At 64.6% G+C, this 25,519-nt stretch carries 24 protein-coding genes; 5 read left to right on the top strand and 19 right to left on the bottom strand.

Annotated features, from left to right (window positions below):
• Positions 1 to 2 precede the first annotated feature (2 nt).
• On the top strand, positions 3 to 653 hold the full coding sequence (locus HS968_RS04460; RefSeq protein ID WP_106738807.1) for a response regulator: 651 nt from the start codon (positions 3 to 5) through the stop codon (positions 651 to 653).
• Between the two features lie 28 nt (positions 654 to 681).
• Here HS968_RS04460 and HS968_RS04455 read toward each other — a convergent pair whose 3' ends face one another.
• The 12 genes from HS968_RS04455 to HS968_RS04400 all read right to left on the bottom strand — a co-directional run bounded on the left by HS968_RS04455 (position 682) and on the right by HS968_RS04400 (position 14,284).
• The gene (locus tag HS968_RS04455; RefSeq protein ID WP_170965276.1) at positions 682 to 831 is read right to left on the bottom strand and encodes a hypothetical protein; all 150 of its coding nucleotides are present in this window, start codon (positions 829 to 831) and stop codon (positions 682 to 684) included.
• 191 nt (positions 832 to 1,022) lie between these two features.
• Positions 1,023 to 2,381 (bottom strand): DNA repair protein RadA, encoded by a 1,359-nt coding sequence (gene radA, locus HS968_RS04450; RefSeq protein WP_106738806.1) that lies wholly within the window; start codon positions 2,379 to 2,381, stop codon positions 1,023 to 1,025.
• A gap of 59 nt (positions 2,382 to 2,440) precedes the next feature.
• Positions 2,441 to 3,628, bottom strand: a complete 1,188-nt coding sequence (locus tag HS968_RS04445) for an MFS transporter (protein ID WP_106738805.1) — start codon at positions 3,626 to 3,628, stop codon at positions 2,441 to 2,443.
• Positions 3,625 to 4,695 (bottom strand): ABC transporter substrate-binding protein, encoded by a 1,071-nt coding sequence (locus HS968_RS04440; RefSeq protein ID WP_182370329.1) that lies wholly within the window; start codon positions 4,693 to 4,695, stop codon positions 3,625 to 3,627. The genes HS968_RS04445 and HS968_RS04440 overlap by 4 nt, the downstream gene beginning before the upstream one ends.
• A gap of 5 nt (positions 4,696 to 4,700) precedes the next feature.
• Positions 4,701 to 6,488, bottom strand: coding sequence for a M3 family metallopeptidase (locus HS968_RS04435; RefSeq protein ID WP_182370328.1), 1,788 nt, complete (start codon positions 6,486 to 6,488; stop codon positions 4,701 to 4,703).
• 7 nt (positions 6,489 to 6,495) lie between these two features.
• Positions 6,496 to 7,368 (bottom strand): cupin domain-containing protein, encoded by an 873-nt coding sequence (locus tag HS968_RS04430; protein ID WP_182370327.1) that lies wholly within the window; start codon positions 7,366 to 7,368, stop codon positions 6,496 to 6,498.
• A 1-nt stretch (position 7,369) separates the two neighbouring features.
• The gene (locus HS968_RS04425; RefSeq protein WP_182370326.1) at positions 7,370 to 8,230 is read right to left on the bottom strand and encodes a transporter substrate-binding domain-containing protein; all 861 of its coding nucleotides are present in this window, start codon (positions 8,228 to 8,230) and stop codon (positions 7,370 to 7,372) included.
• A gap of 3 nt (positions 8,231 to 8,233) precedes the next feature.
• The gene (locus HS968_RS04420) at positions 8,234 to 9,571 is read right to left on the bottom strand and encodes an LLM class flavin-dependent oxidoreductase (RefSeq protein WP_182370325.1); all 1,338 of its coding nucleotides are present in this window, start codon (positions 9,569 to 9,571) and stop codon (positions 8,234 to 8,236) included.
• 17 nt (positions 9,572 to 9,588) lie between these two features.
• Positions 9,589 to 10,323, bottom strand: a complete 735-nt coding sequence (locus tag HS968_RS04415) for an amino acid ABC transporter ATP-binding protein (RefSeq protein WP_182370324.1) — start codon at positions 10,321 to 10,323, stop codon at positions 9,589 to 9,591.
• On the bottom strand, positions 10,316 to 11,131 hold the full coding sequence (locus tag HS968_RS04410; RefSeq protein ID WP_182370323.1) for an amino acid ABC transporter permease: 816 nt from the start codon (positions 11,129 to 11,131) through the stop codon (positions 10,316 to 10,318). The genes HS968_RS04415 and HS968_RS04410 overlap by 8 nt, the downstream gene beginning before the upstream one ends.
• Positions 11,128 to 11,865: an amino acid ABC transporter permease gene (locus HS968_RS04405; RefSeq protein ID WP_182370322.1), complete on the bottom strand. Its 738-nt coding sequence runs from the start codon at positions 11,863 to 11,865 to the stop codon at positions 11,128 to 11,130. The genes HS968_RS04410 and HS968_RS04405 overlap by 4 nt, the downstream gene beginning before the upstream one ends.
• Positions 11,866 to 11,875: 10 nt before the next feature.
• The gene (locus HS968_RS04400) at positions 11,876 to 14,284 is read right to left on the bottom strand and encodes a TonB-dependent receptor plug domain-containing protein (RefSeq protein WP_182370321.1); all 2,409 of its coding nucleotides are present in this window, start codon (positions 14,282 to 14,284) and stop codon (positions 11,876 to 11,878) included.
• Between the two features lie 227 nt (positions 14,285 to 14,511).
• On the opposite strand from HS968_RS04400, the gene HS968_RS04395 reads away from it, so the two are divergent.
• Positions 14,512 to 15,210: a LexA family transcriptional regulator gene (locus HS968_RS04395; RefSeq protein WP_182370320.1), complete on the top strand. Its 699-nt coding sequence runs from the start codon at positions 14,512 to 14,514 to the stop codon at positions 15,208 to 15,210.
• A complete protein-coding gene (locus tag HS968_RS04390) occupies positions 15,207 to 15,710 on the top strand; it encodes a GNAT family N-acetyltransferase (RefSeq protein WP_182370319.1) in 504 nt (167 codons plus the stop codon). Before HS968_RS04395 ends, HS968_RS04390 begins: the two co-directional genes overlap by 4 nt.
• Positions 15,711 to 15,816: 106 nt before the next feature.
• Here the strand turns inward: HS968_RS04390 and HS968_RS04385 are convergent, their stop codons facing one another.
• The 7 genes from HS968_RS04385 to HS968_RS04355 all read right to left on the bottom strand — a co-directional run bounded on the left by HS968_RS04385 (position 15,817) and on the right by HS968_RS04355 (position 22,568).
• Positions 15,817 to 16,095, bottom strand: a complete 279-nt coding sequence (locus tag HS968_RS04385) for a YdcH family protein (protein ID WP_182370318.1) — start codon at positions 16,093 to 16,095, stop codon at positions 15,817 to 15,819.
• 68 nt (positions 16,096 to 16,163) lie between these two features.
• Positions 16,164 to 16,412, bottom strand: a complete 249-nt coding sequence (locus tag HS968_RS04380; protein WP_119695311.1) for a YdcH family protein — start codon at positions 16,410 to 16,412, stop codon at positions 16,164 to 16,166.
• Positions 16,413 to 16,496: 84 nt separating this feature from the next.
• A complete protein-coding gene (locus HS968_RS04375) occupies positions 16,497 to 18,050 on the bottom strand; it encodes a TerC family protein (protein WP_119695312.1) in 1,554 nt (517 codons plus the stop codon).
• 282 nt (positions 18,051 to 18,332) lie between these two features.
• Positions 18,333 to 19,109 carry a ferredoxin--NADP reductase gene (locus HS968_RS04370; RefSeq protein WP_119695313.1) on the bottom strand — a complete coding sequence of 259 codons (777 nt, stop codon included), beginning with the start codon at positions 19,107 to 19,109 and terminating at the stop codon, positions 18,333 to 18,335.
• A 130-nt stretch (positions 19,110 to 19,239) separates the two neighbouring features.
• Positions 19,240 to 20,256, bottom strand: a complete 1,017-nt coding sequence (dmpG, locus tag HS968_RS04365) for a 4-hydroxy-2-oxovalerate aldolase (protein WP_182370317.1) — start codon at positions 20,254 to 20,256, stop codon at positions 19,240 to 19,242.
• Positions 20,257 to 20,266: 10 nt separating this feature from the next.
• Entirely contained in the window at positions 20,267 to 21,220 is a 954-nt protein-coding gene (locus HS968_RS04360) for an acetaldehyde dehydrogenase (acetylating) (protein ID WP_182370316.1), read from the bottom strand.
• A 40-nt stretch (positions 21,221 to 21,260) separates the two neighbouring features.
• Positions 21,261 to 22,568, bottom strand: coding sequence for an MFS transporter (locus tag HS968_RS04355; protein ID WP_119691878.1), 1,308 nt, complete (start codon positions 22,566 to 22,568; stop codon positions 21,261 to 21,263).
• A gap of 192 nt (positions 22,569 to 22,760) precedes the next feature.
• Between HS968_RS04355 and HS968_RS04350 the strand changes: the two genes are divergently transcribed.
• The gene (locus tag HS968_RS04350) at positions 22,761 to 24,500 is read left to right on the top strand and encodes an IlvD/Edd family dehydratase (RefSeq protein ID WP_179623863.1); all 1,740 of its coding nucleotides are present in this window, start codon (positions 22,761 to 22,763) and stop codon (positions 24,498 to 24,500) included.
• 276 nt (positions 24,501 to 24,776) lie between these two features.
• On the top strand, positions 24,777 to 25,499 hold the full coding sequence (locus tag HS968_RS04345; protein ID WP_182370315.1) for a FadR/GntR family transcriptional regulator: 723 nt from the start codon (positions 24,777 to 24,779) through the stop codon (positions 25,497 to 25,499).
• Positions 25,500 to 25,519: the final 20 nt, after the last annotated feature.

The raw sequence follows: 25,519 nt of genomic DNA, 5'->3' as shown, positions 1-25,519 counted from the left end.
GGATGGACAGCGCTTCGATCCGCATCGCCCTGATCGACGACCACGCTTTGGTGCGCGACGGCGTGCGCGCGCTGCTGGAAATGGTCGAGCGCTTCAAGGTGGTCGGCGAAACCGGCTGCGGCAAGGAGGCACTGACCCTGGTCGAACGCGAACGCCCCGACATCGTAGTCATGGATATCGGCCTCAAGGACATCAACGGCCTGGAGCTGACAGCCACGCTCAAGCAACTGCACCCATCGCTCAAGGTGCTGATCCTGAGCATGTACGACAATCAGGAGTACGTCAGCCAGTCGCTACGCGCCGGCGCCTCGGGCTACGTGCTCAAGGATGCGCCATCGCGCGAGATCGTCTCGGCCATCGAGGTGCTCGCCGTGGGTGGACGCTTCTACAGCAGCGACATCGCCGAGAAACTGGCTAGCAGCGAACCGCAGCAGGAAGCCGAACTGACCCCACGCGAACGCCAGGTGTTGTTGATGATGGCCCAGGGCCTGAACAACAAGGCCATGGCGCGCGAACTGGCGATCAGCGTGCGCACCGTGGAAACCCACCGCCTGAGCATCCGCCGCAAACTGGATATCGAGAAACCTGCCGACCTGATGCGTCAGGCCATGGAACACGGCTGGTCACCTGAGCTGGACGCGCGCCCGGAATGAGGCGCGCGCCGCGAGCGGCGAAGCGCACTCAGTGGATGCGGCAGGCGGCCTCGGCGGCCTGGCGACGCTGACGGCGCGCCTCGATACGCTGCCGTTCACGCAGCACCGCATCGCGCGATTGCACGGCCTGGGCATCGAAGTTGAAGGCACGGGAGAAGAAGTCGAAGAACAGGAACATGATGGTGTCTCCTTGTTTGGATACGCCTTCATGCTGCGCGCCGATAGCCTGCTACCTATTGACCTGAGTCAATTTCCCCAAGGCGGTTATCGCGGCAGAACGCCGCAGCCGATACAGAGACGTAGCCCGGATGAAATCCGGGAAGAACGACACCGCAAAAGCCCCGGACTGCATCCGGGCTACGCCATCCTCTACTCGAACAATGCATCCAGCGCCTGCTCCAGACGTGTCACCGGGATGACCTGCAGCCCCGCTGGAGACTCCTTCGGCGCATTGCCCTTAGGCACGATGGCGCGTTTGAAGCCGTGCTTGGCAGCCTCCTTCAGCCGTTCCTGGCCGCTCGGCACCGGGCGGATCTCGCCGGACAGACCAATCTCGCCGAACACCAGCAGGTCATGCTCCAGCGGCCGGTTGCGCAGGCTGGAGATCACCGCCGCCATCAGCGCCAGATCGGACGCCGTCTCTAGCACCTTGACCCCGCCAACCACGTTGAGGAACACATCCTGGTCATAGGTCGGGATGCCACCGTGGCGATGCAGCACAGCCAGAAGCATGGCAAGGCGGTTCTGATCCAGCCCCAGAGTCACCCGCCGCGGGTTGGCTAGGTGACTGGTGTCGACCAACGCCTGCACCTCCACCAGCATCGGCCGCGAGCCTTCCCAGGTGGCCATCACCACACTGCCGGGCACCGCCTCCTGAGCGCGGGTGAGAAAGATCGCCGAGGGGTTGGAAACCTCCTTGAGGCCCTTGTCGGTCATGCCGAACACGCCCAGCTCGTTGACGGCGCCGAAGCGGTTCTTCACCGCCCGCAGCAGGCGCAGACGGCCATCGGATTCACCTTCGAAATACAGCACCGTGTCGACCATGTGCTCCAGCACGCGCGGGCCGGCCAGCGCGCCTTCCTTGGTGACGTGGCCGACGAGGAAGATCGCCGTGCCGCTCTGCTTGGCGAAGCGCACCAGCAATGCTGCGCTCTCGCGCACCTGAGCCACACCACCCGGCGCCGACTGCAGTTGCTCGGTGAAGATGGTCTGGATCGAGTCGATCACCATCACCTTGGGTTTTTCCTGCCGCGCGGTGGCGATGATCGTCTCGATGCAGGTTTCGGTCATCACCTTGAGCTTGTCCTGCGGCAAGTCCAGGCGCCGCGCACGCATGGCAACCTGCTGCTGCGATTCCTCACCAGTGACGTACAGCGCCGGAAAGCGCTGGGCGATGTTGCACAGGGTCTGCAGGAGGATGGTCGACTTACCGATGCCCGGGTCGCCGCCGATCAGCACCACCGAGCCATCGACCAGGCCGCCACCGAGCACACGATCCAATTCACCGGAAGCAGTGGAAAAACGCGGAATTTCCTCGACACTGACTTCTGCCAGGGTCTTGATATTGGCCTTGTCGCCGGCCCATCCGGTGCGCCCGCTGGGCGTAGCGCCCTCGACCACGGTTTCCACCAGGGTGTTCCAGGCGCCACACTCGCCACACTGCCCAGCCCATTTGGGAAAGGTGGCGCCGCACTCGGTGCAGCCGTACATGCGTTTAGCCTTGGCCATGGGGAAATCGTCCTGCCTGTTGAGCGAAGGCTGGAACGATACCGAACTACTGGATAGATTTACAGACCAGAGCGATCCACCGCCACGCACGTTTCGCCAGCACCTGCACGCGCTCGCCACTCCGACCAGGCAATCAGTGCCGCACCGGCAAGCAGCAACAACGCCCATGCAGGAAACAACTGGCGCAGTTCCAGCCAGTGGCTGAGCCCGGCGCCCAGCAAGCTGCCGCCGAGCATGCCCAGGGTTTGCGCCAGGCTGAACAGACCGGAAACGCCGCCCTTGTCCAACGGCAGCCGGGACAGACGACCGACGTTCGCCAGGTGCACCGCCGAAGCCGCCAGGCTGAGCAGCACTGCCGCCAGCAGCAAACCTGCGAAGGAGTCGAGCCGGCCCATCAGCCATAAAGCCAGGCAACCAGCCGGCAAGGCCAGCAGGTAGATCGTCCGCGGCGCCAGCCCGGCCAACAATCGGCCAAGGCCAAACAACGCCAGCACCGTGACCAACCCCTGCGTGGTCAGCAACGCCACGGCTTCGCTCTGCGACCAGTGCAACTGCTCCAGACACAAGACCAGGGCGAAGGTGGCGAACAGGCTGCCAGTTGCACTGGCCAACCACTCGATCAGACAGCAGTGGCGCAAGGCAGGCTCGCCAAGCAACACCGGCAAACCACCGGAGCGCCGGCTGGTGCTGACCACCGATGCCTCCTGGCGCCAGAAACGCAGCCCCCACAGCCCCATCCCGGCGAAACTGAGCGCGACCCAGACGAACGCCAATGCACCGAAGTGGCTGTACAGCCAATTGCCCAGCCACGGCCCCAGCAACAGCAGGCCAACCATCAGCGCACCACGGAACCAGCCCGCCTTGCTCATCCCCAACTCGGGCAGGCGTTGCAGGAACAACCCACTCATCGCCACCGAACGAAACGGCACGCAAGTGCCCACCAGCAGGCGCAGCGCCGCCAGCCAGAGCCAGTTCGCCCAGGCCAGAATGGCCAGGTGCAGCAACACCGGCAGCAAGCTGGCCAGCAGGTACAGCCGACGACTGCCGAAACGGTCGATCAGCAGCCCCGCCGGCAGGGTCAACAGCACCATGCCCAGGGCTTCGGCCGCGCCGATCAGGCCGATCTGCGCGGCGCTCGCGCCCAGCTCCAGGGCGTACAGGGTGGTGATCAGCTTGGCCATGCCCAGGGTGGCGCCACTGAGCGTGGCCAGTGAGAGAAACGGCAGCAGGAACGCGCCGCCCCTCATCGCGCGTCCCGGAACAGCCAGCCCAGCTCGCCGGCCAGAGCCTCTGCTGCCGCCAGCGGCGCCGGGTCGATCCAGCTGGCGACATCGAAGTCACCGGGCAGGAAGCCTTCGCGCAGGAGGAAATCCTTCTGCAGCGCCAGGCCCTGCCGATACGTGTCGCTCAGCGCCGGGCGCAGGTGCAGATGGAAACTCTCACCATAGCCCTGGAGGATCGACTCGGGGCTGCTGGCGGTCTCCTCGGCCAGGGCGAGCACTGCCGCGTCACGGTGCTCACGCGCCCAATCGGCGGTGGTCAGGAGCACGGCCAGGTATTGGCTGACCAGCTCCGGCGCGCGCTGCACCAGGTCGCGGTTGACGGTGATCGGTCGTGGCGTGCCGGCGTTGACCCGCACCAGCGGATCGGGATGGGCATTGATATCGAGCAAGGCGCGCAAACCATGCTTTGCCTGCAGCGCGACGCTACTCGCGCCCTTGGCATAGATGGCATCAACGCGTCCTTCGAGCAGTGCCGCGAGCAGATCGGCACGGTCGCCACCCGCGCCAGCCTGGCCGGTTTCGCGCAGGTCGAATTCACCGCCTTCGATATCGACGAAGGCCACCGCCTCGCGTGGCACCTCGGCCAGTTCGAGGGCCGTGAGCAGGCCGCGCAGATGCGCGGTACGGGCGATATCGACATTGCGCGTATGGTGCTTGGGCAGCCCCAGGCGTCGCCCCTGCAGGTCGCTCGGCTCACGCAGCGGGCTGTCGTCGCGTACCAGCAGCACCTGGCGCTCGTCCACCCAGGTGATGCCGACCACCAGGGTGTCCTGGCCGCTGGAGCGCGCCCAGATCGGCGGCACGTTGCCGCCCTCGCGGAACATGTCCGGATGCGCGTGGTTGTAGTGCGCCTCGCGCACCCGGGCGTCCGCAGAGGCGCGCAACGACTGCAGCTCGACGCCGCGCTCGGCGAAGGCGCGATGCAGCCAGCGGTAGTGCTGGGCGATACCGGAAGTGGTCGGCACCGGGCAGCGGCTGTACCACAGCGCGGGGCAGCCGCTGTCGAGATTGAGAACGGTAGGGGTGCTCATGGCGGTCATTCCTCGGAGAAATAGGGTTGGGCAAGCTGTTCGAGCTGGGTCACATGGCCGTCGATCAGGCCGAGCACTGCGCGGAAGGCAGCGCCGTCGCGCATGTCCAGATCCAGTTGCTGGAGCAGCGTCGCGGCATCGATCGAACTGCCCTGGCGCAGGGCCGCACACCAGCGCTCGGCGGCCTGCGGATCACTGGCCAGGCGCACTTGGTAGAGGCTGGCAATGCTTTGTCCGGCTGCGTAGGTATAGGGGTAGAGCCCCATGTAGTAGTGCTGCTGACGCAGCCAGGTGAGTCCGGCCGTGTCGTCGATGTCCACCGCATCGCCCCAGAAGTCGCGCAGCACCTGGGTCTTGATCCGCTCCTGGGCTTCGGCACCGGGCAGGCTCCCGGCATCCGCCTGGTGATAGACGCGCACCTGGAACTCCGACTCCAGATAATGGGTGACGAAGTTGTGGTAGTAGCTGCTGAGCAGCTCGAACACCGCCGACAGGCGCTGGGTCGCATCGTCGCTGCGCAGCAGATGAGCGGCCAGCAGCAGCTCGTTGAGGGTCGACGGTGCCTCGATGAAATAGCGCAGCGGCGCGGCGTTGAGCACCGCCTGGTGCTCGGCCGACCAATGGAAATGCACGGCATGGCCCAGTTCGTGGGCCAGCAGAAACATGTCGCGCGGGCTGCCCGTCCAGGTCATCAGCACGTAAGGATGCGGCCCGAACGGGCTGGAGCAGCCGGAGCTGTCGACCTTGTTCGGCTGCTGACCGTGCTCCACCCAGCGCTCGTCGAAAGCGCGGCGCAGCACCTCGGCATAGTCATCGCCGAGCGATTGGCCAGCAGCGAGGATGGCTTCGCGGGCGAAATCGAAGCTGACCTCGCCGGGAATCTGTGGCGGGTAGGCCTTGAGGTCGTGAAAGGCCAGCTTCGGCAGACCGAGCAGACGCCGCTTGACCTCGACGAAGCGGCGCATCAGTGGCGCCAGCCCTTGATTGAATACCGCACGCTGGGCCTCGAAGAAGGCGCGGTCGATACCCTGCTGCCAGAACAACAGATCCAGGGTATCGCTGAAACCGCGCAGACGCGCCAGGCTCACCTGGCGCGACACCTCACCGGCATAGGCGGCGGCGAAGGCGTGCCGATGCGCCGACACGCCATCGGCGAACACCCTGGCGGCCGAAGCCCGCAACCTGGCATCGGGACTGGTCTCGAAGCGTTTTTCGAAACGCGACAGGCTGAACGGCCAGCGCACGCCTGCTGCATCCTCGACCTCGGCGAAACGCAGGTCGCCGGCCTTGATCCGCCGGTACAGCTGCACCGGCAGTTGCAAGCTGGTATCCAGCGCGGCGAGGGCGCGCTCGACCTCGCCAGCAAGCACGTGCTGACGGCCAGCGCGCAACGAGCGATAGCGCCCGGCATAAATGCCCAGTCCCGGTTCGACGTGCAGCCACTGCGCCCAGGCCGCCTCATCGGTCAGCACCAGCAGCGCATTGAACGCTGCCAGGCGCTGACCGATAGCCGCACCGGATTCGCGCAGGCGCGCCGCATGACGCTGCGGCTCACTGGCGCGGCCATCGACGAAACTCTGGATGCCCATATAGGCGGACAGACGTCCCTGCCGGCGCTGCAAGCCGTCTACAGCCTGCAGCCAGACCAGCAGCGCCACGCCATCGCCAGGTGGCTCGGGCGCCACCTCATCCAGCAGCCCGCGCAGCTCGTCCAGGGCGGCCTCCCAGGCCTGCTGGTCGGCGAACAGATCCGCCAGGGCGCAAACCGGCCCGGCGACAGGCACATCGCTCATGCGAACCTCAGCGCAGGTGGGTGAAGTAGCTGTAGCCAAGGCGCGCCAGACGTTGCGCGGCCAGTTCCACGGCCTTGACCTGACCGACCAGCACCACGGGCACCTCGGGGCTGCCTTGCAGGCCGGCACTGCTGGCCTCCCAGTCGTCCAGGCTGACGCGGCGCGGAGTCACCAGCTTTTCCAACAGCGGGTTGTGGTGATCGACGGCGATGACCTCCAGTGGCTCGCCGGACGCCAGCGCCTCGCTCACCTCACCGAAGGTCGAGGGATGCACCCCGGACACCACCTGGCGCTGCACCGCTGACGGCGTACGCACGTAGTTTGGGCTGTCGGGCGCCTCGAACACCGGCAGGCCGGAGTTGGCCGGGTCGTCCAGGCCGGCGTCGTACAGGTGCAGGTGCAGGGTCTGGATGTCGTCCTCGACTTCCAGGGTGTGGTACAGGCCGCTGCCGATGAAGGCCGGTGCTCCCGGTACCACGTCGGTGACTTCCAGCACTTCCAGCTGGCCCTGCCCTTCGACGCTGGCGTCGTCGGTACGCTGGTAGATGCGGTTGCGCTCCAGGCCTTTCACCGCCCCCATGGACACCCAGGCCGGATGCGTGTGCGGCTGGGTCTGCACCTTGCCGTAGATGCCACCGGTGATGTACAGCGCGTTCTGCCGGTCAGCGTCCTCACCCAGGCGATACAGCCCGGCGTGGGTGTTGAGCTTGATCGGGAAGCTGTCGATGGGGAACAGCTCGCTGCGCTGGCTGAGGGCATTCACCGCGTTCTTGATGCGCGCGACGAAGGCCGGGGTTTCACCGGCCTCCTCGGCCTTGGCGGCACGCACTTCCTCGATCAGGGCACGGATCGCCCGGTTGCGTTCATGAATCAGGGACATTTCAGTTCTCCACGTCAGAAGTATTGGCGGCGTAGCGCTGATGCTGCTCGGCTACCCAGGGGTTGGCAGGAATGCCATGGCGTTTTTCCAGCTCGACGATCAGCCCGCTGCGGTGCCAGTCGGCGACCACCTCATCGAGAAAGGCGCGCAGCTGAGGGCGGTTGTTGCGCAGGGTGATCGACCAGTAGGCGAAGTCCTGGCTCGGCAGCTTGATTTCAAAGTCGCGCCAGACATTCGCGCCGTCGCGCTGCAGCAGCACCTCGAAGTAGGTGTCGTAGGCCGCCAGGCCCAGGCAGCGGCCGTCGACCACGGCCTTCTGCGAGTCGATCTCGCCGCCGAAGTAGGTAACGAAGTTGATGCCGAAGCGACGCTCGCCGATGCGCAGCCAGGAGTTGGTCGGCGACGAGCAGATGCTCTTGCCGCGCAGCGATTCCCAGCTGTCGATGGGCGTCGACTTGAGCGCCAGCACGGTGGTGCCGGAGCGGTAGAAACCAGGCTCGGCGAAGTCCAGCTGCACCTTGCGTTCCGGCGAATAGGAAAGCGTCGAGACCATGAAGTCGCAGCGCCCCTGGCGGACGAATTCGATGCGGTTGGTCGGTGTCACCCGCACCACCTGCAACTCCAGCGAACGCCCCAGACGCTGCTCGAGGCGTTGCTGCACGTCGACGATCAGGTCGTGAATCATGCCCGCCGGCTTGCCCTGCTCGTCATAGTAGGCGAACAGCGGGAAGGCCATGGTGGTGCACACCGCCACCCGTCCACGGTCACGGATCTGCTTGAGGCCGTCGGCCGGTTCGTCGGCCGCCAGCAGCGGGTTTGCCGTCAGGGCCAGCAGCAGGCTGGCCAAAAGTGCGAAGCGCATGGTTCAGCTCCTGCCCTGGAAACGGTTGAGCGGACGCGCCAGGCCAAGCTTCTCGCGCAGCGTGCCGGAGGCGTATTCCCGCTTGAACAGGCCGCGCTCACGGAGGATCGGCAACACCTGCTCGGCGAACTCGCGCAGGTTGTCGTCCAGGTACAGCGGCTTGAAGTTGAAGCCATCGGCGGCGCCCGACTCGAACCACAGCTGCAGGTCGTCAGCCACCTCCTCGGCCGTGCCGAGCAATACGCGGTGACCACCGGAACCGGCCACCTGCAGTGCCAACTGGCGAATGCTCAGGCCTTTCTCGCGCGCCTGGCGCAGGAACAGCGCCTGCTTGCTGCGGTTGCCGTTGGTCAGCGCCAGCTCGGGCAGCGGGCCGTCGAGGGGATAGGCCGACAGGTCAGTGCCACCCGACAGCGCGGAGAGAAACGACACCGCCACGTCGATATCGATCAGCTCATTGAGCGCACGCAGCTTGTCCTCGGCTTCGCCGCGGCTGCGCCCGACTATCACCGACAGGCCGGGCATGATCAGTTGCTGCTCCGGCTGGCGACCGAAGGCTGGCAGGCGCGACTTCAGCTCGCGGTAGAAGGCCTGCGCCTGGGCCAGCTCCTGCTGGGTGGTGAACACCACATCGGCGACCCGCGCCGCCAGTTGCAGGCCCTCCTCCGAGGAGCCAGCCTGCACCACCAGCGGATGGCCCTGCGGCGGACGTGGCACGTTGAGCGGCCCGCGCACCGAGAAGTGCCGGCCGCGATGCTCCAGCGGGTGCACCTTGCTGCCATCGAGGTAACGGCCACTGGCCTTGTCACGCGGGAAGGCGTCGTCTTCGAGGCTGTCCCACAGCGCCTTGACCACATCGACGAACTCTTCCGCACGCTGGTAGCGCTCGCCGTGCTCGAAGTGCTGCTCGCGACCGAAATTGCCAGCCTCGGCATCGGTCAGCGAGGTCACCAGGTTCCAGCCGGCGCGACCACCACTGAGGTGATCGAGCGAAGCGAAGCTGCGCGCCACATGAAACGGCTCCTGATAGGAGGTGCTGGCGGTGGCCACCAGGCCGATGTCACGCGTCACCGCCGACAGCGCGGCGAGCAGGGTCAGCGGTTCGAGCCCAGCAGCACCGGAGGAGCGCTCGGCACTGGCCTTGTCACGCCCGCCGAAGGCCAGGCGGTCGGCGAAGAACAGCGCATCGAAACCGGCCGCCTCGGCCAGCTCGGCGGTGGCGCGGTCGGCGGCAAAATCCGGGGCGCCGTCGCGCGAGGCCGGGTGGCGCCAGGCGGCGACATGCGCGCCACTGGCCGCAGGGAACAGGAACAGCTTGAGGTGTCGCGGGGAAGAACTCATGGCAGGGCCTCGGGAAATCACAGGCAGTTGTCGAGGAAACGCTGGGTACGCGGGTCTTGCGGGGCGCCGAACAACTGGGTAGGCGGCCCCTGCTCGACGATGCGGCCACGGTCGGTGAAGAACACCCGGTCGGCGATCTCGCGGGCGAACTGCATCTCGTGGGTGACGATCAGGCAGGTCATGCCACTGGCGGCCACATCGCGGATGGTGGTCAGCACCTCCTTGACGGTTTCCGGGTCGAGCGCGGCGGTGACCTCGTCGAACATCATCACGTCCGGGCGCATGGCCAGGCTGCGGGCGATGGCCACGCGCTGCTGCTGCCCCCCGGACAGCTGGCCGGGGAAGGCCTCGGCCTTGTCCTCCAGGCGCACCTTGCGCAGCAACTCGCGGGCATATTCGCGGGCCTGCGGCAGCGGCTCCTTGAGCACGCTGGTCGGCGCCAGGGTGATGTTGTCCAGCACGTTCAGGTGCGGGAACAGGTTGTAGCTCTGGAAAATCAGACCGATGCGCCGGCGCAGCGCCAGCAGGTCGACCTGCGGGTCGTCGACGCGAATGCCGCAGACCTCGATCTCGCCAGCCTCGATCGGTGCCAGGCCATTGAGGGTACGCAGCAGGGTCGACTTGCCAGAGCCGGACGGACCGATCAGGCAGACGATCTCCGACGGCGCGACCTCCAGCGAAAAGTCGTCGAGCACCGGGTTGCCATTGAAGGATTTGCGGATGCCACGCACCGCGATCTGGGGACTAGTCATGCAGGCTCCACTTGCGTTCCAGCGCCTTGGAGGCACGAGAAATCGGGTAGATGTAGAAGAAGAAAACCAGGAACACGAAGAGGTAGCCGGGCAGCAGCAACTCGGGGCGCGACTCGGCGGCCAGGCGCAGCTGCATGGTGGTCATCAGATCCTCGATGCCCAGTAGGCTGGCCAGAGCGGTGGCCATGGTCACGGTGCAGTAGAGGTTCATCCAGGCTGGCAGCATGCTGCGCAGCGCCTGCGGCAGAACCACCTTGCGCAGGATCTGGCGGCGGTCGAGGCCGAGCGAAGCCGCTGCCTCCCACTGCGCCATGGGCACCGACTGGATGCCGCCACGCACCACTTCGGCGGCGTAGCCCGAAGCGGTCAGCGACAGGCCGACGGCGACCTTGATCCAGTCCGGAATCTGGTAGTACTCGCCGCCCCACTCCACCTCGAAGGGGATCAGGTACATGATGAAGAAGATCACCACCAGCCACGGCGCATTGCGAAAGAACAGCGTGAACAGCCGCGCCGGCCGTGCCAGCAGCGGCCGCGGCGAGACCTGCAGAGCGCCGAGCAACAGCCCCAGCAGGCTGGCCAGCACGACCGAGACCAGGCCGATCCAGATGTTCACCGCAAAGCCCTGCAACAGCGCCGGCAGCCAGCGCCAGAACAGCTGCAGCACGTCGCCATGGCTCTGCAGCCAATGTGCGATCCAGCCCAGCACGGCAAGCGCCAGCAGTTTCGCCGGGGTCGGCCGCAGGTAGCCGGCCAAGCCACGCAGGCCGCCAGCGGCACGCTCGAAGGAAGCAACGAAGGTATTCATAGGCCGTGGTACCCCGGCAAGGTCAGGCGGCGCTCGATGGCGCGCATGCCCATCGACACCAGCCCGAGCAGGGTGAAATAGGTGATGAACAGCACGACCATCATTTCCGGCACGTTGAAGTTGTCGCTCCAGATCCGGTTGGCCGCGTAGGTCAGCTCAGGTACGGCGATGGCGTAGGCCACCGAGGTCGCCTTGACTGCCTGCACCAGGCTGTTGCCCACCGACGGCAACGCGTTGCGCAAGGCCAGCGGCAGCACCACCTTGCGGAAGGTCTGTACCGGGTTCAGGCCAAGCGACTGCGCCGCCTCGATGGTCGAGCGCGGCACCGCATCGAGGCTGCCGCGAATCGCCTCCACCTGGTAGGCACCGGCATGAATGCCGAGCACCAACAAGGCCCAGAAGAAATTCACGATCAACTGGCTCTGTGCGTTGCCGTCGTTCAGCTCGAACGACAACAGCGCACCCAGGCCGAAGTAGAAGAAGAACAGCTGGATCAGCAGCGGCGTGTTGCGGAACACCTCGACATAGAGGGTGACCAGTTGCCGCGGCAGCTCCCAGCGACTGCCCTTCATCCAGGCGCCAAGCACCCCGATCACCAGCGAGATCGCCACGCTCAGTACCGACAGCGCGATGGTCAGCGCCAGCCCGAGGAGAAAGCGCTGGCGATCGATCGGGTCCCAGAGGATGGTCAGGTTCACGCCCCAGGACGTGAACCAGGCTTGGAGTAGTTCCATTACCCGCACCTCACCAGGCGAAGTTCAGCGAGGCGTAGTAGAAGGCCCCGTCGGCCGACAGCGGCGAGTAGCTGGTGTACTGGAAGGTACCAGTGGCGTTGTTCTCGGCGCGGGTGCGATCCGGGCGGGTGTCGAACAGGTTGTCGGCGCCCACGGTCAGCCGCCAGTTGTCGCTCCAGGAGTAGCTGGCGGACAGGTCAAGCGTCCACTTGGAGGCGAACTTCTGGTCGAGGTTGGGGCTAGTGTTGCTGTAGACCCAGAACGAACCATAGCGGTTGAGCGCGGCGTGCAGATCCAGGTTCAGCGCGCTGATCGAGTAGTCGCCGGCGATGATCAGCTTGTGCCGCGGGTTGGTGTCGGTCAGTTGGCCGACCTCGCGCCGCTCTACCAGGCTGATCGGGATGCCGAGCTGACCGAGGATCGCTGGGCTTTCCGCCAGGTCGGTGACCTTGGTGCGGTTGTAGGCGTAGGTCAGCGTGCCCTTGAGGTTGTCGCCGTTGTCCAGGCGCCAGCGGTACTCGCCGGTGAGGTCGAGGCCGATGGTGCGGGTGTCGGCGGCGTTGGTCATGTAACGCACGCTCTGGTAGCTGTCGCTGACGATGCCGTTGTCGAGCAGATACTGGCGGGCCACCGCCGAAGTCACCGGGAAGGCCGAGGACAGGTTGATGCGATCGTCGATGGTGATGCGGTAAGCATCGGCGGTCAGCGTCAGGTTGTCGGTCGGGCGCAGCACCAGGCCGATGGTCTGACTCTGCGAGGTCTCTGCCTTGAGCTCTTCAGCGCCGAGCAGGCGGGCAATATTGGAGTCCACAGCGAAGGTGCCGGACTGCACCAGCACCGGGCCGTTGCCCAGATCCTGACTCTGGCTCTGGATGCTCGAATAATGCTGCTGGGTCAGGGTTGGCGCGCGGAAGCCGTTGGACAGCGAGCCGCGCAGAGCGATGCGTGGGGTGAAGTCATAGCGAGCCGACAGCGAGCCGGACACCGAATTGCCGAAGTCGCTGTAGTTCTCGTGACGAGCCGCCAGCGACAGGGTCAGCTTGTCGGTGACCTTGCCCTCCAGATCCAGATAAGTGGCCAGGCTGTGGCGGCTCCAGTCACCGGCGCTCAGCGGCGAGATGCCCGGCATCGACACCGCACCGGCGCCATACCAGGAAGCGAAGTCACCGGCGCTGATCTCCAAATCCTGCGCCTGGTATTCCAGGCCGACGGACACCGACAGCGGCTCGACCAGGCCCACATCGAAGGCGCGCGACAGATTGAGGTTGCCGACCCACTGCGAGGACTCGTAGGTGCCGTTGTGGAAGTTGGTCGGCGAACTGCCCGTCTCGTTGAACAGCCGGGTGTTGACGCTCTTGATGTACGGGTCGTAGGTGTTGCGCCCCCAGTCCACGGAGGCGTCGTAGGCCCACTCGCCAGCCAACTGGCCACGGGAGCCGAATACCAGCGCCTGATCCTTGATCACCGGGTCGTACTGCGGCAGGTAGCCGTCCGGGAAGTAGGCGGCGACCGCGGCACTGGTAGCCCGCTGGCGGCCGTAGTGGCTCTGTGCGTCACGCCGACCCCAGGTACCGAAGCTGTACAACTCGACGGCATCGTTGAGGGCATAGCTGGCGTTGAAGGCCAGCTTGCCACTCTCCAGCGCCGGCGCGCCCACCTTGTTGGTGACCTGGCCATAGACGCCATCGGCCTGGGCGCCAGGGGTGATGTCCGCACCGGCACGGTTGGTCGCATCGTTGTGCTGGCCTTCAGCGGACAGCGTCAGTGAGCCGGACTCGCCCAGGGCGAAACCGGCGAAGCCCTGCAGCTCACGGCGCGTACCGTCGCCATCGTCATAACGGCCGAGGGTGGCGTTGATTCCGCCGCCTTCGCTCTGATCCTTGAGGATGATGTTGATCACCCCGGCAATGGCGTCCGAGCCGTAGCGCGCCGACGCGCCATCGCGCAGCACCTCAACGCGCTCAATGGCCGATACCGGAATCGCCGCCAGGTCGATCGGATTGGTGCCGCGCCCCAGGGCGCCACCGGTATTGAGGAAGGCACCGGCGTTACGACGCTTGCCATTGACCAGCACCAGCGCCTGATCCGGCGCCAGACCACGCATGACCAGCGGGCGCACCGCCTCACCACCGACGGTGTTGTGCGGCCGCGGCACACTGACCGAGGCCAGCAGCTTGTTCAGCGCACCGGCCAGATCACTGGTGCCCTGGTTGCTCAGCTGTTCGCCACTAATGACATCGATGGGCTGCACGGAGTCGGCAGCCTGGCGGCCACTTACGCGAGTACCGGTGACGACGACGGTGGAGAGCTTGTCGGCGCCATCGGCGGCAAAGGCCGGAGCCGGGAAAGGCAAGGCGAGACTCGCCAGGCCAAGAACGGGAAATGCACGCAAAGCAAGGAAGGAAGATGTTCTTCTCATGATGTTGGCTCGATCGCTGGATGGTTCACAAAGTCAACCGCGATCTGCCGACAGGTACGCGATAGCGAAAAAATGCAGCCTTATTCCTTGGCGGGAGCGCAATGCGCCTCTAGAATCCAAAGCAACTTCGCTATTTGCCTCGGGTTAATAGCACTTTAAGGAAATTAAAAAACATTAGAAATAGTTTTTAGTTATATAAATATTCATCAAAGGGAAGATAGCAGCCGATGAGAAACCCTAAAGAGGAATTGGATTTCGCTATAGCGAAATCAGCCAATGATTCCTCCCCGGCAGACGACTTCGTCGAACGCCTGAAAACCCTGTGCAATCGTGCCGGCAATGCCAGCGCACTGGCGAAGCAGGCGGGCATTTCCAACAGTGGCCTGAGCCGTTACCTCAATGGAGGCGATCCTTCGCGCAAGGTGCTGGTCAGCCTGGCGCAGGCAACGGGCGTCAGCCTGCAGTGGCTGGCCACTGGCGAAGGCCCGGTGGAGAAGAGCCAGGAAGGCGGCCGCCCCAGTTCGCTGACCCTGCTGCCCTGGCTGGGAGAGGAAGAGTCGGCCCAGAAAGAAGTGGTGGCCACGCGCAAGACCACCCTCACCTCGCAAGCTTTCTGTCGTCACTGGCTGGGCAGCAATGGGCTGGACAGCAAGGCCCTGGCAGCCATGCAGATCCGCGGCGACAGCATGTCGCCGACCATTCGCGATGGCGACATCGTGCTGATCGACATCAATGCCCGCGACATCCAGGACGACAAGGTCTACGTGATTCAGGACGCCGGCAATACCCTGGTCAGGCGCCTGCAGCTGGAGCCTGGCGGCAAGGTGCGCACGCTGTGCGACAACCCCTCGCACCGTGAATTCGAGATAGACCGCGAACACCTGGAAATCATCGGCCGCCTGGTGTGGCGAGGTGCCCTGCTGTGAGCGCACTCACCATCGAACTGGTTCCCACCACCCTCGAGCAGTTGCCAGTGATCCGCAACCTCTACCAGTTCTATTCCTACGACAGTTCCGAGTGGGAACAGGAAGACGTCGAAACGGATGGCCGTTTCTACATCCACGAGGAACATCTGCTGCGCTACTGGCAGGAGCCAGGCTGGAGTGCCAGCCTGATCCTGGCCGATGGTTTCATTGCCGGTTTCCTGCTGGTCGAACGCAGCGAGCTACCCGGGATCGAGGCCCCGGAGTTCGCCGATCTGTTCATTCTCAAACGCTACCGCCGTCAGGGTATTGGCCGCGCCCTGGTACAACAGGCGATGGGCGATGGCAGTACCTGGCTGGTGCGTTTCTACCGCCAGGACGACGTGGCCCTGGCCTTCTGGCAGAAACTGATGGGCGAGTTGCCGAGACCGCCAAGGGCAGTCTGGACGGAAGATGAAGCGGACGGATTGCTGACCTATCTGATCAACCCGCCCGTGCATTGAGGCCTATCGGCTCGCATGGCGTAGCCCGGATGAAACCCGGGAAAACCGGTGCGCACCGATAGCGATCCCGTAGGGTGCGCCACGCGCACCGCGTTATTCCAAGCAATCAACCACGACAGCCATTGCCACAACCACAGCACTGGCCCGCAGCCCGTTTGAGCTGACGCGCCAGTTCGTCCTTGAGCGCGACGCGGCTGAGTTTGAGGGCGCTGAGGGTGACGTCATCGAGCAACTCGATACCGTCTTCGATACGGCAGATACGCTTGTCCAGGGCCTCGTATTCTTCGGCCTGGCGAGAGAACTGCTCATCGCTCTGACGCAAGCGCTGCAGCTCATTGCGGTGTTCGGGAAAATCGTGAACCAGTGGGTGATGGTCGACGTGCATGGCGGAGCCTCTGACAAGGAAGATGACTCCAGCCTAGCGCCACACGTCGACCGTTCAGTTGATCCGGATCAAGCACTGCCCGCCTTGCGCAGCAGCTCGGCAATCTCATCCTTGAGCCCCACCCTCTGCAGCTTGAGCCCTTGCAGAGTCAGGTCATCGGTCGCCTCCCGTCCGTCCTCTATCTCGTAGATGCGCTTGTCCAGCGCCTCGTACTCGCCAGCCAGGCGAGGAAAGTGCGGGTCACTTTGCATCAGCTTGCGCATGACGTCGCCTTGCTGGGGGAATTCACGGGTCAGGGGATGATGTTCGAGCGGCATGAAAGAACCTCCTGCGGAAGAAACCTCCCATCAGCCTAGCTCAGTTAGTGCCACGCGGGTCGTCCGCGACGACCCGCGCCCGCTTCATACCGTCAGCGGCACCAGCAATACCTTGCTGACACGGCGATCCTTCACCTCGGTCACGGTCAGGCGCCAGTCGGCATGCTCCAACTGGTCACCGATCACCGGCAGGCGGTCGAGCAGGCTCATGGCCAGGCCGGCAACCGTCTGGTAGTCCTCGCTCGCGGCGGCGGCAAAACCCAGACGCTCACGCAACACGGCCAGGTTCAGCGCACCGTTGACGCGCCAGCCACCGTCGACCTGTTCGATCTCCGGGCCGTCCACCTCACTGGCATCCGGCAATTCGCCGGCAATCGCCTCGAGGATGTCGGTCAGCGTCAGCAGGCCTTCGAAACCACCGAACTCGTTGACCACGAAAGCCACGTGGGTCGAGGCCTGACGCATCTGCTCCAGCGCGCTGAGCACCGACACGCTTTCCGGCAGGTTGATCGGCGCCCGCACCAGGCTTTCGATGTCCGGCTGCTCGCCCTTGAGCAGTTCCTTGAACAGTTCCTTCTTGTGGATATAGCCCAGCGGCTCCTCGGGCTTGGAAGCACGCACCACCACCAGACGCGAGTGCGGCGAATCCAGCAGCACCTGGTGGATCTTCTCCGCCGGAGCGTCGATATCGATGCGATCGACTTCCATACGGTCGGTCATGGCCTTGCGGATCGACTGCTCGGCCAGGCCCAGCACGCCCCGGATCATCACCCGTTCACGACGGTCGAACAGCGCCTGCTCACCCGTTTCGCTACCGATCATGTCGGCGATTTCCTCACCAACCTCGTCAGCCTCGACCTTGCCGCCAAGCAGGCGCAGTACCGCATGCGCGGTGCGCTCACGCAGGCCACGCTCACCCTGCAAGCTGCGCTTGCGGCGCGAACGGGCGACCTGGTTGAACACCTCGATGAGGATCGAGAAACCGATGGCGGCGTACAGGTAGCCCTTCGGAATATGGAAGCCCAGGCCTTCGGCGGTCAGGCTGAAACCGATCATCATCAAGAAGCCCAGGCAGAGCATGATCACCGTCGGGCGCGCATTGACGAACGCGGTCAGCGGCTTGCTGGCGACGATCATCAGGCCGATGGAGATGATCACCGCGATCATCATCACTTCCAGGTGCTCGACCATGCCGACGGCGGTGATCACCGCGTCGAGGGAGAACACCGCGTCGAGCACGATGATCTGCGCCACCACCGGCCAGAACTTGGCATAGGTACGCGCACCACCCGGCTGATGCGTGCGCCCTTCGAGACGCTCGTGCAGCTCCATGGTGGCCTTGAACAGCAGGAACACACCACCGAACAGCATGATCAGGTCACGCCCGGAGAAGGTCTTGCCGAACACCTCGACCAGCGGGTCGGTCAGCGTTACCAGCCAGGCCATGCTGGCCAGCAGGCCGAGGCGCATGATCAATGCCAGGCTCAGGCCGATCACCCGCGCGCGGTCACGCTGCTCGGGCGGCAGCTTGTCGGCGAGGATGGCAATGAACACCAGGTTGTCGATGCCCAGGACGATTTCCAGGACGATCAGGGTCAACAGGCCTAACCAGGCCGTCGGATCAGCGATCCATTCCATTTAGCGTGCAGCTCTCTCTAGGGGAAAACGAAGGCAGCCGAAAGCATCGCGCAAGCCAGCTACAGGCGCGTGAATTTTCGACTGACGGAAAGAATGCGCAGCGCGGGGCTGCAAGAAGAATCGACGCCGAGTGACGCCATCTCTGTGAGGTGTCGCCCCCAACCAGTTTGGTGAGGGCGATCGACTACTGTCGCTGTCCATGAAGACCGAACGATGAGAAACAGACCGCTGAATGTACTGGAGCGCAGGTCACATCGAAAGTCGCCATTTTGTTACCAGTTCTTACCAGTAATTCTCGACCGCCACCTGACCTGGCCGACGCGTCAGGCTCAGATTCAGGCCACGAGCTTTCAGGCGCTGGCGAATGTCATCGATCATCTGCGGGTTGCCGCAGATCATCACACGCGAGTGCTCGGGCGTCAGCGACAGCCCTGCGGCACGCTCCAGCTCACCGTTGTCGAGCAGCTCGGTGATACGTGCACTCAGGCAACCCGGCACCTGCTCGCGGGTAACCACCGGCAGGTAAGTGAGCTTGTGCGCGAACTCGGCCAGGTGCTCCAACTCAGCGAAACCCTTGATCATCGGCTGATAGGCCAGCTCGGCGACGCTGCGCGCGCTGTACACCAGCACGATGCGCTCGAAACGCTGCCACACCTCGAAATCCTGCAGCATCGACAGGAACGGCGCGATGCCAGTGCCACTACCAAGCAACCAGAGGTCACGACCGTCGACGAAGCGATCCAGGGTCAGGTAACCGGTGGCCATCTTCTCCACCAGCAGGGTGTCGCCGACGCGCAGGCGACTCAGCTCACTGGTGAACTCGCCGCCCGGCACCACGATGGAGAAGAACTCCAGGTGCTCATCATGGGGAGCGGACACCAGCGAATAGGCACGCCAGACCACCGAGCCGTCGGCCTTTTCCACGCCCAGGCGCACGAACTGACCAGCGCGGAAGCGAAAGCCCGCATCACGCGTGGTGCGCAGGGTGAACAGGCTCGGCGTCAGCGTCTGCACGTCGAGCAAGGTCTGGCGGGTGAACTTGTCATCGCTGACGGTCATGCGAAGCTCCTGGCCGAATGGTGCCCGCAGTGTCGCGCAAAAGCCGCGCGACAAAAACCGTCAGATCGCAGGGGCATCCACTTCAGATCGCGGGTGGTGCTCACGCGCCAACGTGAGCACCAGCAGCGAGTCAGACGCGACGGGCGAGCAGATCCAGCGCCACGTCGACGATCATGTCTTCCTGACCGCCCACCATGCGCCGCTTGCCCAGTTCGACGAGGATGTCGAGGGTCTTCAGGCCGTACTTCGCGGCCGCCACTTCGGCATGCCGCAGGAAGCTGGAATACACACCGGCGTATCCCAGGCCGAGGGTTTCCCGGTCGACCCGCACCGGACGATCCTGCAGCGGGCGCACCAGATCGTCAGCGGCGTCCATCAGCTTGTAGAGGTCGGTGCCGTGGTTCCAGCCCAGGCGTTCGGCGGCGGCGATAAACACCTCCAGCGGCGCGTTGCCAGCACCGGCGCCCATCCCGGCTAGGCTGGCATCGATGCGGTCACAGCCCTCTTCCACCGCGACGATGGAGTTGGCCACGCCCAGGCTGAGGTTGTGGTGGGCGTGCATGCCGGTCTGCGTCTCGGGGTTCAGCGTGGCCTTGAACGCGCGCATGCGTTCGCGGATGTCGTTCATGTTCATGGCGCCGCCGGAGTCGGCCATGTAGATGCATTGCGCGCCGTAGCTTTCCATCAGCTTGCCCTGCTCGGCGAGTTTTTCCGCCGGGATCATATGGCTCATCATCAGAAAGCCCACGGTGTCCATGCCCAGACTGCGCGCATATTCGATGTGCTGTTTCGACACATCCGCCTCGGTGCAGTGGGTGGCCACGCGCACGGTACGCGCACCGGCGTCATAGGCGGCCTTGAGGTCGTGCACGGTGCCGATGCCCGGCAGCAGCAGCACGGCGATGCGCGCGTGTTCGATGACGTCGGCCGCCGCTTCGATCCATTCCAGGTCGCTATGCGCGCCAAAGCCGTAGTTGAAGCTGGAGCCCTGCAGGCCGTCGCCGTGAGTGACTTCGATGGAGTCGACCCTAGCCTGATCCAGCGCACGGGCGATGTCCTGCACGTTCTGGATCGAGTACTGGTGGCGGATGGCGTGGCTGCCGTCGCGCAGGGTCACGTCGGAGATGTAGAGTTTCTTGCCGTTCATATCAGTGTCCTCAACCGTTGAGCATCGCGCTGTTCAAGATCGACTGCGCCATACGCTCGGCGGTGGCCAGCGCGGCGGAGGTCATGATGTCGAGGTTGCCGGCGTAGGCCGGCAGGTAATGGGCGGCGCCTTCCACTTCGAGGAAGATCGAGGTCTTCAGGCCGCTGAAGCGACCGTGGCCGGGAATGTTCAAAGGCGCGGATTCGGGGATCACGTCGAACTGCACCTGCTGCTTGAGGCGATAGCCCGGCACGTAGGCCTGCACGGCGGCGGCCATTTCCTCGACGCTGGCGGCGATCTGCGCCTGGTCGACGGCTTCGCTGAGCACGAACACGGTGTCGCGCATCATCAGCGGCGGCTCGGCCGGGTTCATGATGATGATCGCCTTGCCCTTGGCCGCACCGCCGATCACTTCGATGGCCTTGGAGGTGGTCTCGGTGAATTCGTCGATATTGGCGCGGGTGCCGGGACCGGCGGATTTGCTGGCGATCGAGGCGATGATCTCGGCGTAGTGCACCTTGGCCACGCGCGATACAGCCGCCACCATGGGGATGGTGGCCTGGCCGCCGCAGGTGACCATGTTGACGTTGAGCTGGCTCAGGTTCTGCTCAAGATTCACCACCGGCACGCAGTACGGGCCAATGGCTGCCGGCGTCAGGTCGATCAGGCGGATACCCGGCTTGATGCCGCGCAGGAAGGCGTCGTTCTTCACGTGGGCGCCGGCACTGGTGGCATCGAAGACGAAGTCGATATCGGCGAACACCGGCAGGCGGGTCAGGCCTTCGACGCCTTCATGGGTGGTGGCCACGCCCAGGCGCGCTGCACGGGCCAGGCCGTCGGAGGCCGGATCGATGCCGACCATCGCGCCCATTTCCAGGTGCTTGGCGTTGCGCATCACCTTGATCATCAGGTCGGTGCCGATATTGCCCGAGCCGACGATGGCGACTTTCAGCTTTCTGCTCATTTCATTGCTCCAAAGGGCGGACGTCCCTGTCCGCCAGAGATCAGGACGCCTGCTCGATCACCACGCCCTGCGGCGCGGGAGTCTTCTTTTCCAGCTTGCGGTAGACGATGTAGGTCAGCAGCACACCGCTGATCATCACCGCCGAGAGGAAGTACAGGCCCGAGGACAGGGTGCCGGTGTACTCCTTGAGCGCACCGATACCGAACGGGCCAATGTAGCCGCCCAGGTTGCCGAACGAGTTGATCAGGGCGATGCCTGCGGCGGCGCTGGCACCGGTGAGGAATCGGCCCGGCAGCACCCAGAAGATCGCGGTAACCGAGAACAGGCTGAAGGCGGTCATGCACAGCGCCGCCAGTTGCAGCACCGGCGAGCCCAGCCAGGCGCTGAGGAACAGGCCGGCGGAACCGAGGATGTAGAGGCAGGTAAGGTGCCCGTAGCGGTCGTTGAGGCGGTCTGAGCTGCGCGGCACCAACAGCAGGCCGATGATGCCGAAGACATACGGAATCGCCGAGATGAAACCGGTGGTCAGATCGCTGCCACCGAACTGGTGCACCAGCGTCGGCAGCCACAGGCCCAGGCCGTAGGTGCTCAGGGTACTGGGCAGGTAGAGCAGCGCCAGCAGCAGCACGCGGCGGTCGGTCAGCGCCTTGAGCGGATTGGTGTGTTCGGTCTGGCCGTATTCCTTGCGATCCTTGTTCAACTCACCGAGCAGCCAGTTGCGATCCGCTTCGGCCAGCCAGGCAGCGTCTTTCGGCGTATCCGGCAGGATGCGCAGGGTCGGCCAGGCCAGGGCCACGGCCGGCAGGCCGATGACGATGAACAGCCACTGCCAGCCGTGCAGACCGGCGATGCCATCCATGCCCAGCAGGGCGCCCGACAGCGGGCCGGTGACCATCAGCGCAATGGGTTGGGAAAGAATGAAGAAGCCGAGCACCTTGCCGCGATGGCGCACCGGGTACCAGCGGGTGATGTAGTACAGCACGCCAGGGAAGAAGCCGGCCTCGGCCGCACCGAGCAGAAAGCGCATCACGTAGAAGCTGTACGGGCCGGTGACGAAGGCCATGCCGACGGTGATCAGCCCCCAGGTGATGAGGATGCGGGCGAACCAGCGCCGCGCGCCGAAGCGTTCGAGCAGCAGGTTGCTGGGAACTTCGAAGATGAAGTAGCCGATGAAGAACAGGCCGGCACCGAAGCCGTAGGCCAGGTCGCTGAGGCCGATATCGGCGTTCATGTGCAGCTTGGCGAAGCCGACAGCGGAACGGTCGATGAAGGCAACCAGATAAAGCAGGATCAGGAAGGGAATCAACCTGAGGGTAAGCGTACGAATAATCCGAGCTTCCGCAGTCATGGCGGGTCTCCACATTGTTTTTGTTCTGGATCGTTATCAGGGCAGGCGATTGCGCAGGCACTCGTCGCCTGCCGAGTGGACGAGACAATATAGTAATACTTTTTAAGACGCAATGATTTCAAAATCAGTTTTTATAGGTTAAATTCAGCTCACCAAAACAAATTAGTCATACTAATAAGAGTTGACCGCGCCATGACTGATAAGAAGACCACCCTCCGCTCCGCTCAATGGTTCGGCACCGCCGACAAGAACGGCTTCATGTACCGCAGCTGGATGAAGAACCAGGGCATCCCGGATCACGAGTTCCGTGGCAAGCCGATCATCGGCATCTGTAATACCTGGTCCGAGCTGACACCGTGCAACGCGCACTTTCGCAAGATCGCCGACCATGTGAAGAAAGGCGTGCTCGAGGCCGGCGGCTTCCCCGTCGAGTTCCCGGTGTTCTCCAGCGGCGAGTCGAACCTGCGCCCCACCGCCATGCTGACGCGCAACCTGGCCAGCATGGATGTCGAGGAAGCCATCCGTGGCAACCCGGTCGACGCCGTGGTGCTGCTCACCGGCTGCGACAAGACCACCCCTGCCCTGCTGATGGGCGCTGCCAGCTGCGACGTGCCGGCCATTGTGGTGACCGGCGGGCCGATGCTCAACGGCAAGCACAAGGGCAAGGACATCGGTTCCGGCACCGTGGTCTGGCAGATGCACGAGGCCTACAAGGCCGGCGAGATCGACCTCAACGAATTCCTCTCGGCCGAAGCCGGCATGTCGCGCTCGGCCGGCACCTGCAACACCATGGGTACCGCCTCGACCATGGCCTGCATGGCCGAAGCACTGGGCACCTCGCTGCCGCACAATGCCGCCATCCCGGCCGTCGATTCGCGCCGCTACGTGCTGGCGCACCTGTCCGGCATGCGCATCGTCGACATGGTTCACGAAGACCTGCGTCTGTCGAAGATCCTCACCAAGGAGGCCTTCGAGAACGCCATTCGCCTCAACGCCGCCATCGGCGGTTCGACCAACGCGGTGATCCACCTCAAGGCCATCGCCGGACGCATCGGTGTGCAGCTCGATCTGGAAGACTGGACGCGCATCGGCAAGGGCACGCCGACCATCGTCGACCTGCAACCGTCGGGGCGCTTCCTGATGGAAGAGTTCTACTACGCCGGTGGCCTGCCTGCGGTGATCCGCCGCCTGGGCGAAGCCGGCCTGCTGCCCAACCCGGATGCACTGACCGCCAATGGCAAGAGCATCTGGAGCAACTGCCAGGCCGCGCCGCAATACAACGACGAAGTGGTGCGAACCCTGGACAACCCGCTGATCGCCGACGGCGGCCTGTGCATCCTGCGCGGCAACCTGTCGCCACGTGGCGCGGTGATCAAACCGTCCGCCGCCACCCCGGCACTGATGCAGCATCGCGGCCGCGCCGTGGTGTTCGAGAATTTCGACGACTACAAGGCGCGCATCGCCGATCCGGATCTGGATGTCGACGAAACCTGCGTGCTGGTGCTGAAGAACGCCGGGCCCAAGGGTTATCCGGGCATGGCCGAAGTCGGCAACATGGGCCTGCCGCCCAAGGTGCTGGCCAAGGGCATCACCGACATGGTGCGCATCTCCGACGCCCGCATGAGCGGCACCGCCTACGGCACCGTGGTGCTGCACGTGGCCCCGGAAGCCGCTGCCGGCGGCCCGCTGGCAGCCGTGCGCAATGGCGACTTCATCGAGCTGGACTGCGCCAACGGCCGCCTGCACCTGGATATCAGCGACGAAGAACTGGCCGGGCGCCTGGCCGATCTGAAACCCGACACCAGCGCCAAGATCTTCGACAGCGGCTACGCCCGCCTCTACGTCGATCACGTGCTGCAGGCCGATGAAGGCTGCGACTTCGACTTCCTGGTCGGCTGCCGTGGTTCGGACGTGCCGCGCCACTCGCACTGACGCCGCGCGATGACCTCCTTGGGAGCCCGCTCCGCCCGGGTGACGCTCCCCTTTTTATTCCCGCGCCGCACCGGCACGCCGGTGTGGCGCACTCCATCCGGGAGGAGAACGATCATGACCCGACACACGCCCGTCTCGCGCCTGCTCCCAACCACCCGCCTGCGCGCCGAAAGGCGCTGACACAAAGCGTAGGGTTGCGACCCATGGCCGTCTGTCCGAAACGGCGCGAGAGCGATGCTATGATGCGCGGCATTCATTCGGAGCATCGCCGACTTCATGGATTACCAGACCCCAAAACCGCGCAAGAGCATGCACGCCCGTATCGTTCACGAACTGGGCATGCGTATCGTCTCTGGCCGCTTCAAGCCCGACGAGAAGCTGCCACTGGAGTCGAGCCTGTGCGAGGAGTATCAGGTCAGTCGTCCGGTACTGCGCGAAGCGACCAAGGTGCTACTGGCCAAGGGCCTGGTGTATTCCAAGCCACGCGTCGGCACCGTGGTACGCCCACGCAGCGAATGGCACCTGCTCGATCCGGATGTTCTCTACTGGCTGGTGCAGAGCACGCCGCAGAGCGAGTTCTTCAACACCCTGGCCGGGGTTCGGCGGATTCTCGAACCGGAGATCGCCGCCATGGCTGCGACCACTGCGACCGAGGAAGACATCGCCGCCATCGAGGATGCCTACCAGCGCATGGAGAAGGCGCAGACGCGCCAGGAAATGCTGCAGCCGGACATCGACTTCCACCGCGCCATCGCCGAAGCCACCCACAACGACCTGCTTGCCTACATGTGCAACATGCTGTCGTTGCCGCTGCGCGAATCGATCACCGTCACCAACCTGCGCCCCAACACCCAGGCGCTCAGCCTGCCACGCCACAAGGCGATCCTCACCGCGATCAAGAACCGCGACGCCCTTGGCGCGCGGCATGCCTCGCTGGTGCAACTCGACGACACCCGCCTCGCCCTCGATACCGTGATGAACGAACTGACGCCGCTGTAGCCGGCGCCAGCATCGCGGGC

Origin of the sequence: Pseudomonas berkeleyensis (assembly GCF_014109765.1) — a bacterium.
Lineage (GTDB): Bacteria > Pseudomonadota > Gammaproteobacteria > Pseudomonadales > Pseudomonadaceae > Aquipseudomonas > Aquipseudomonas berkeleyensis.
Note: the sequence above shows the minus strand (reverse complement) of the source record. Positions and strands in the feature narration are given on the sequence as shown.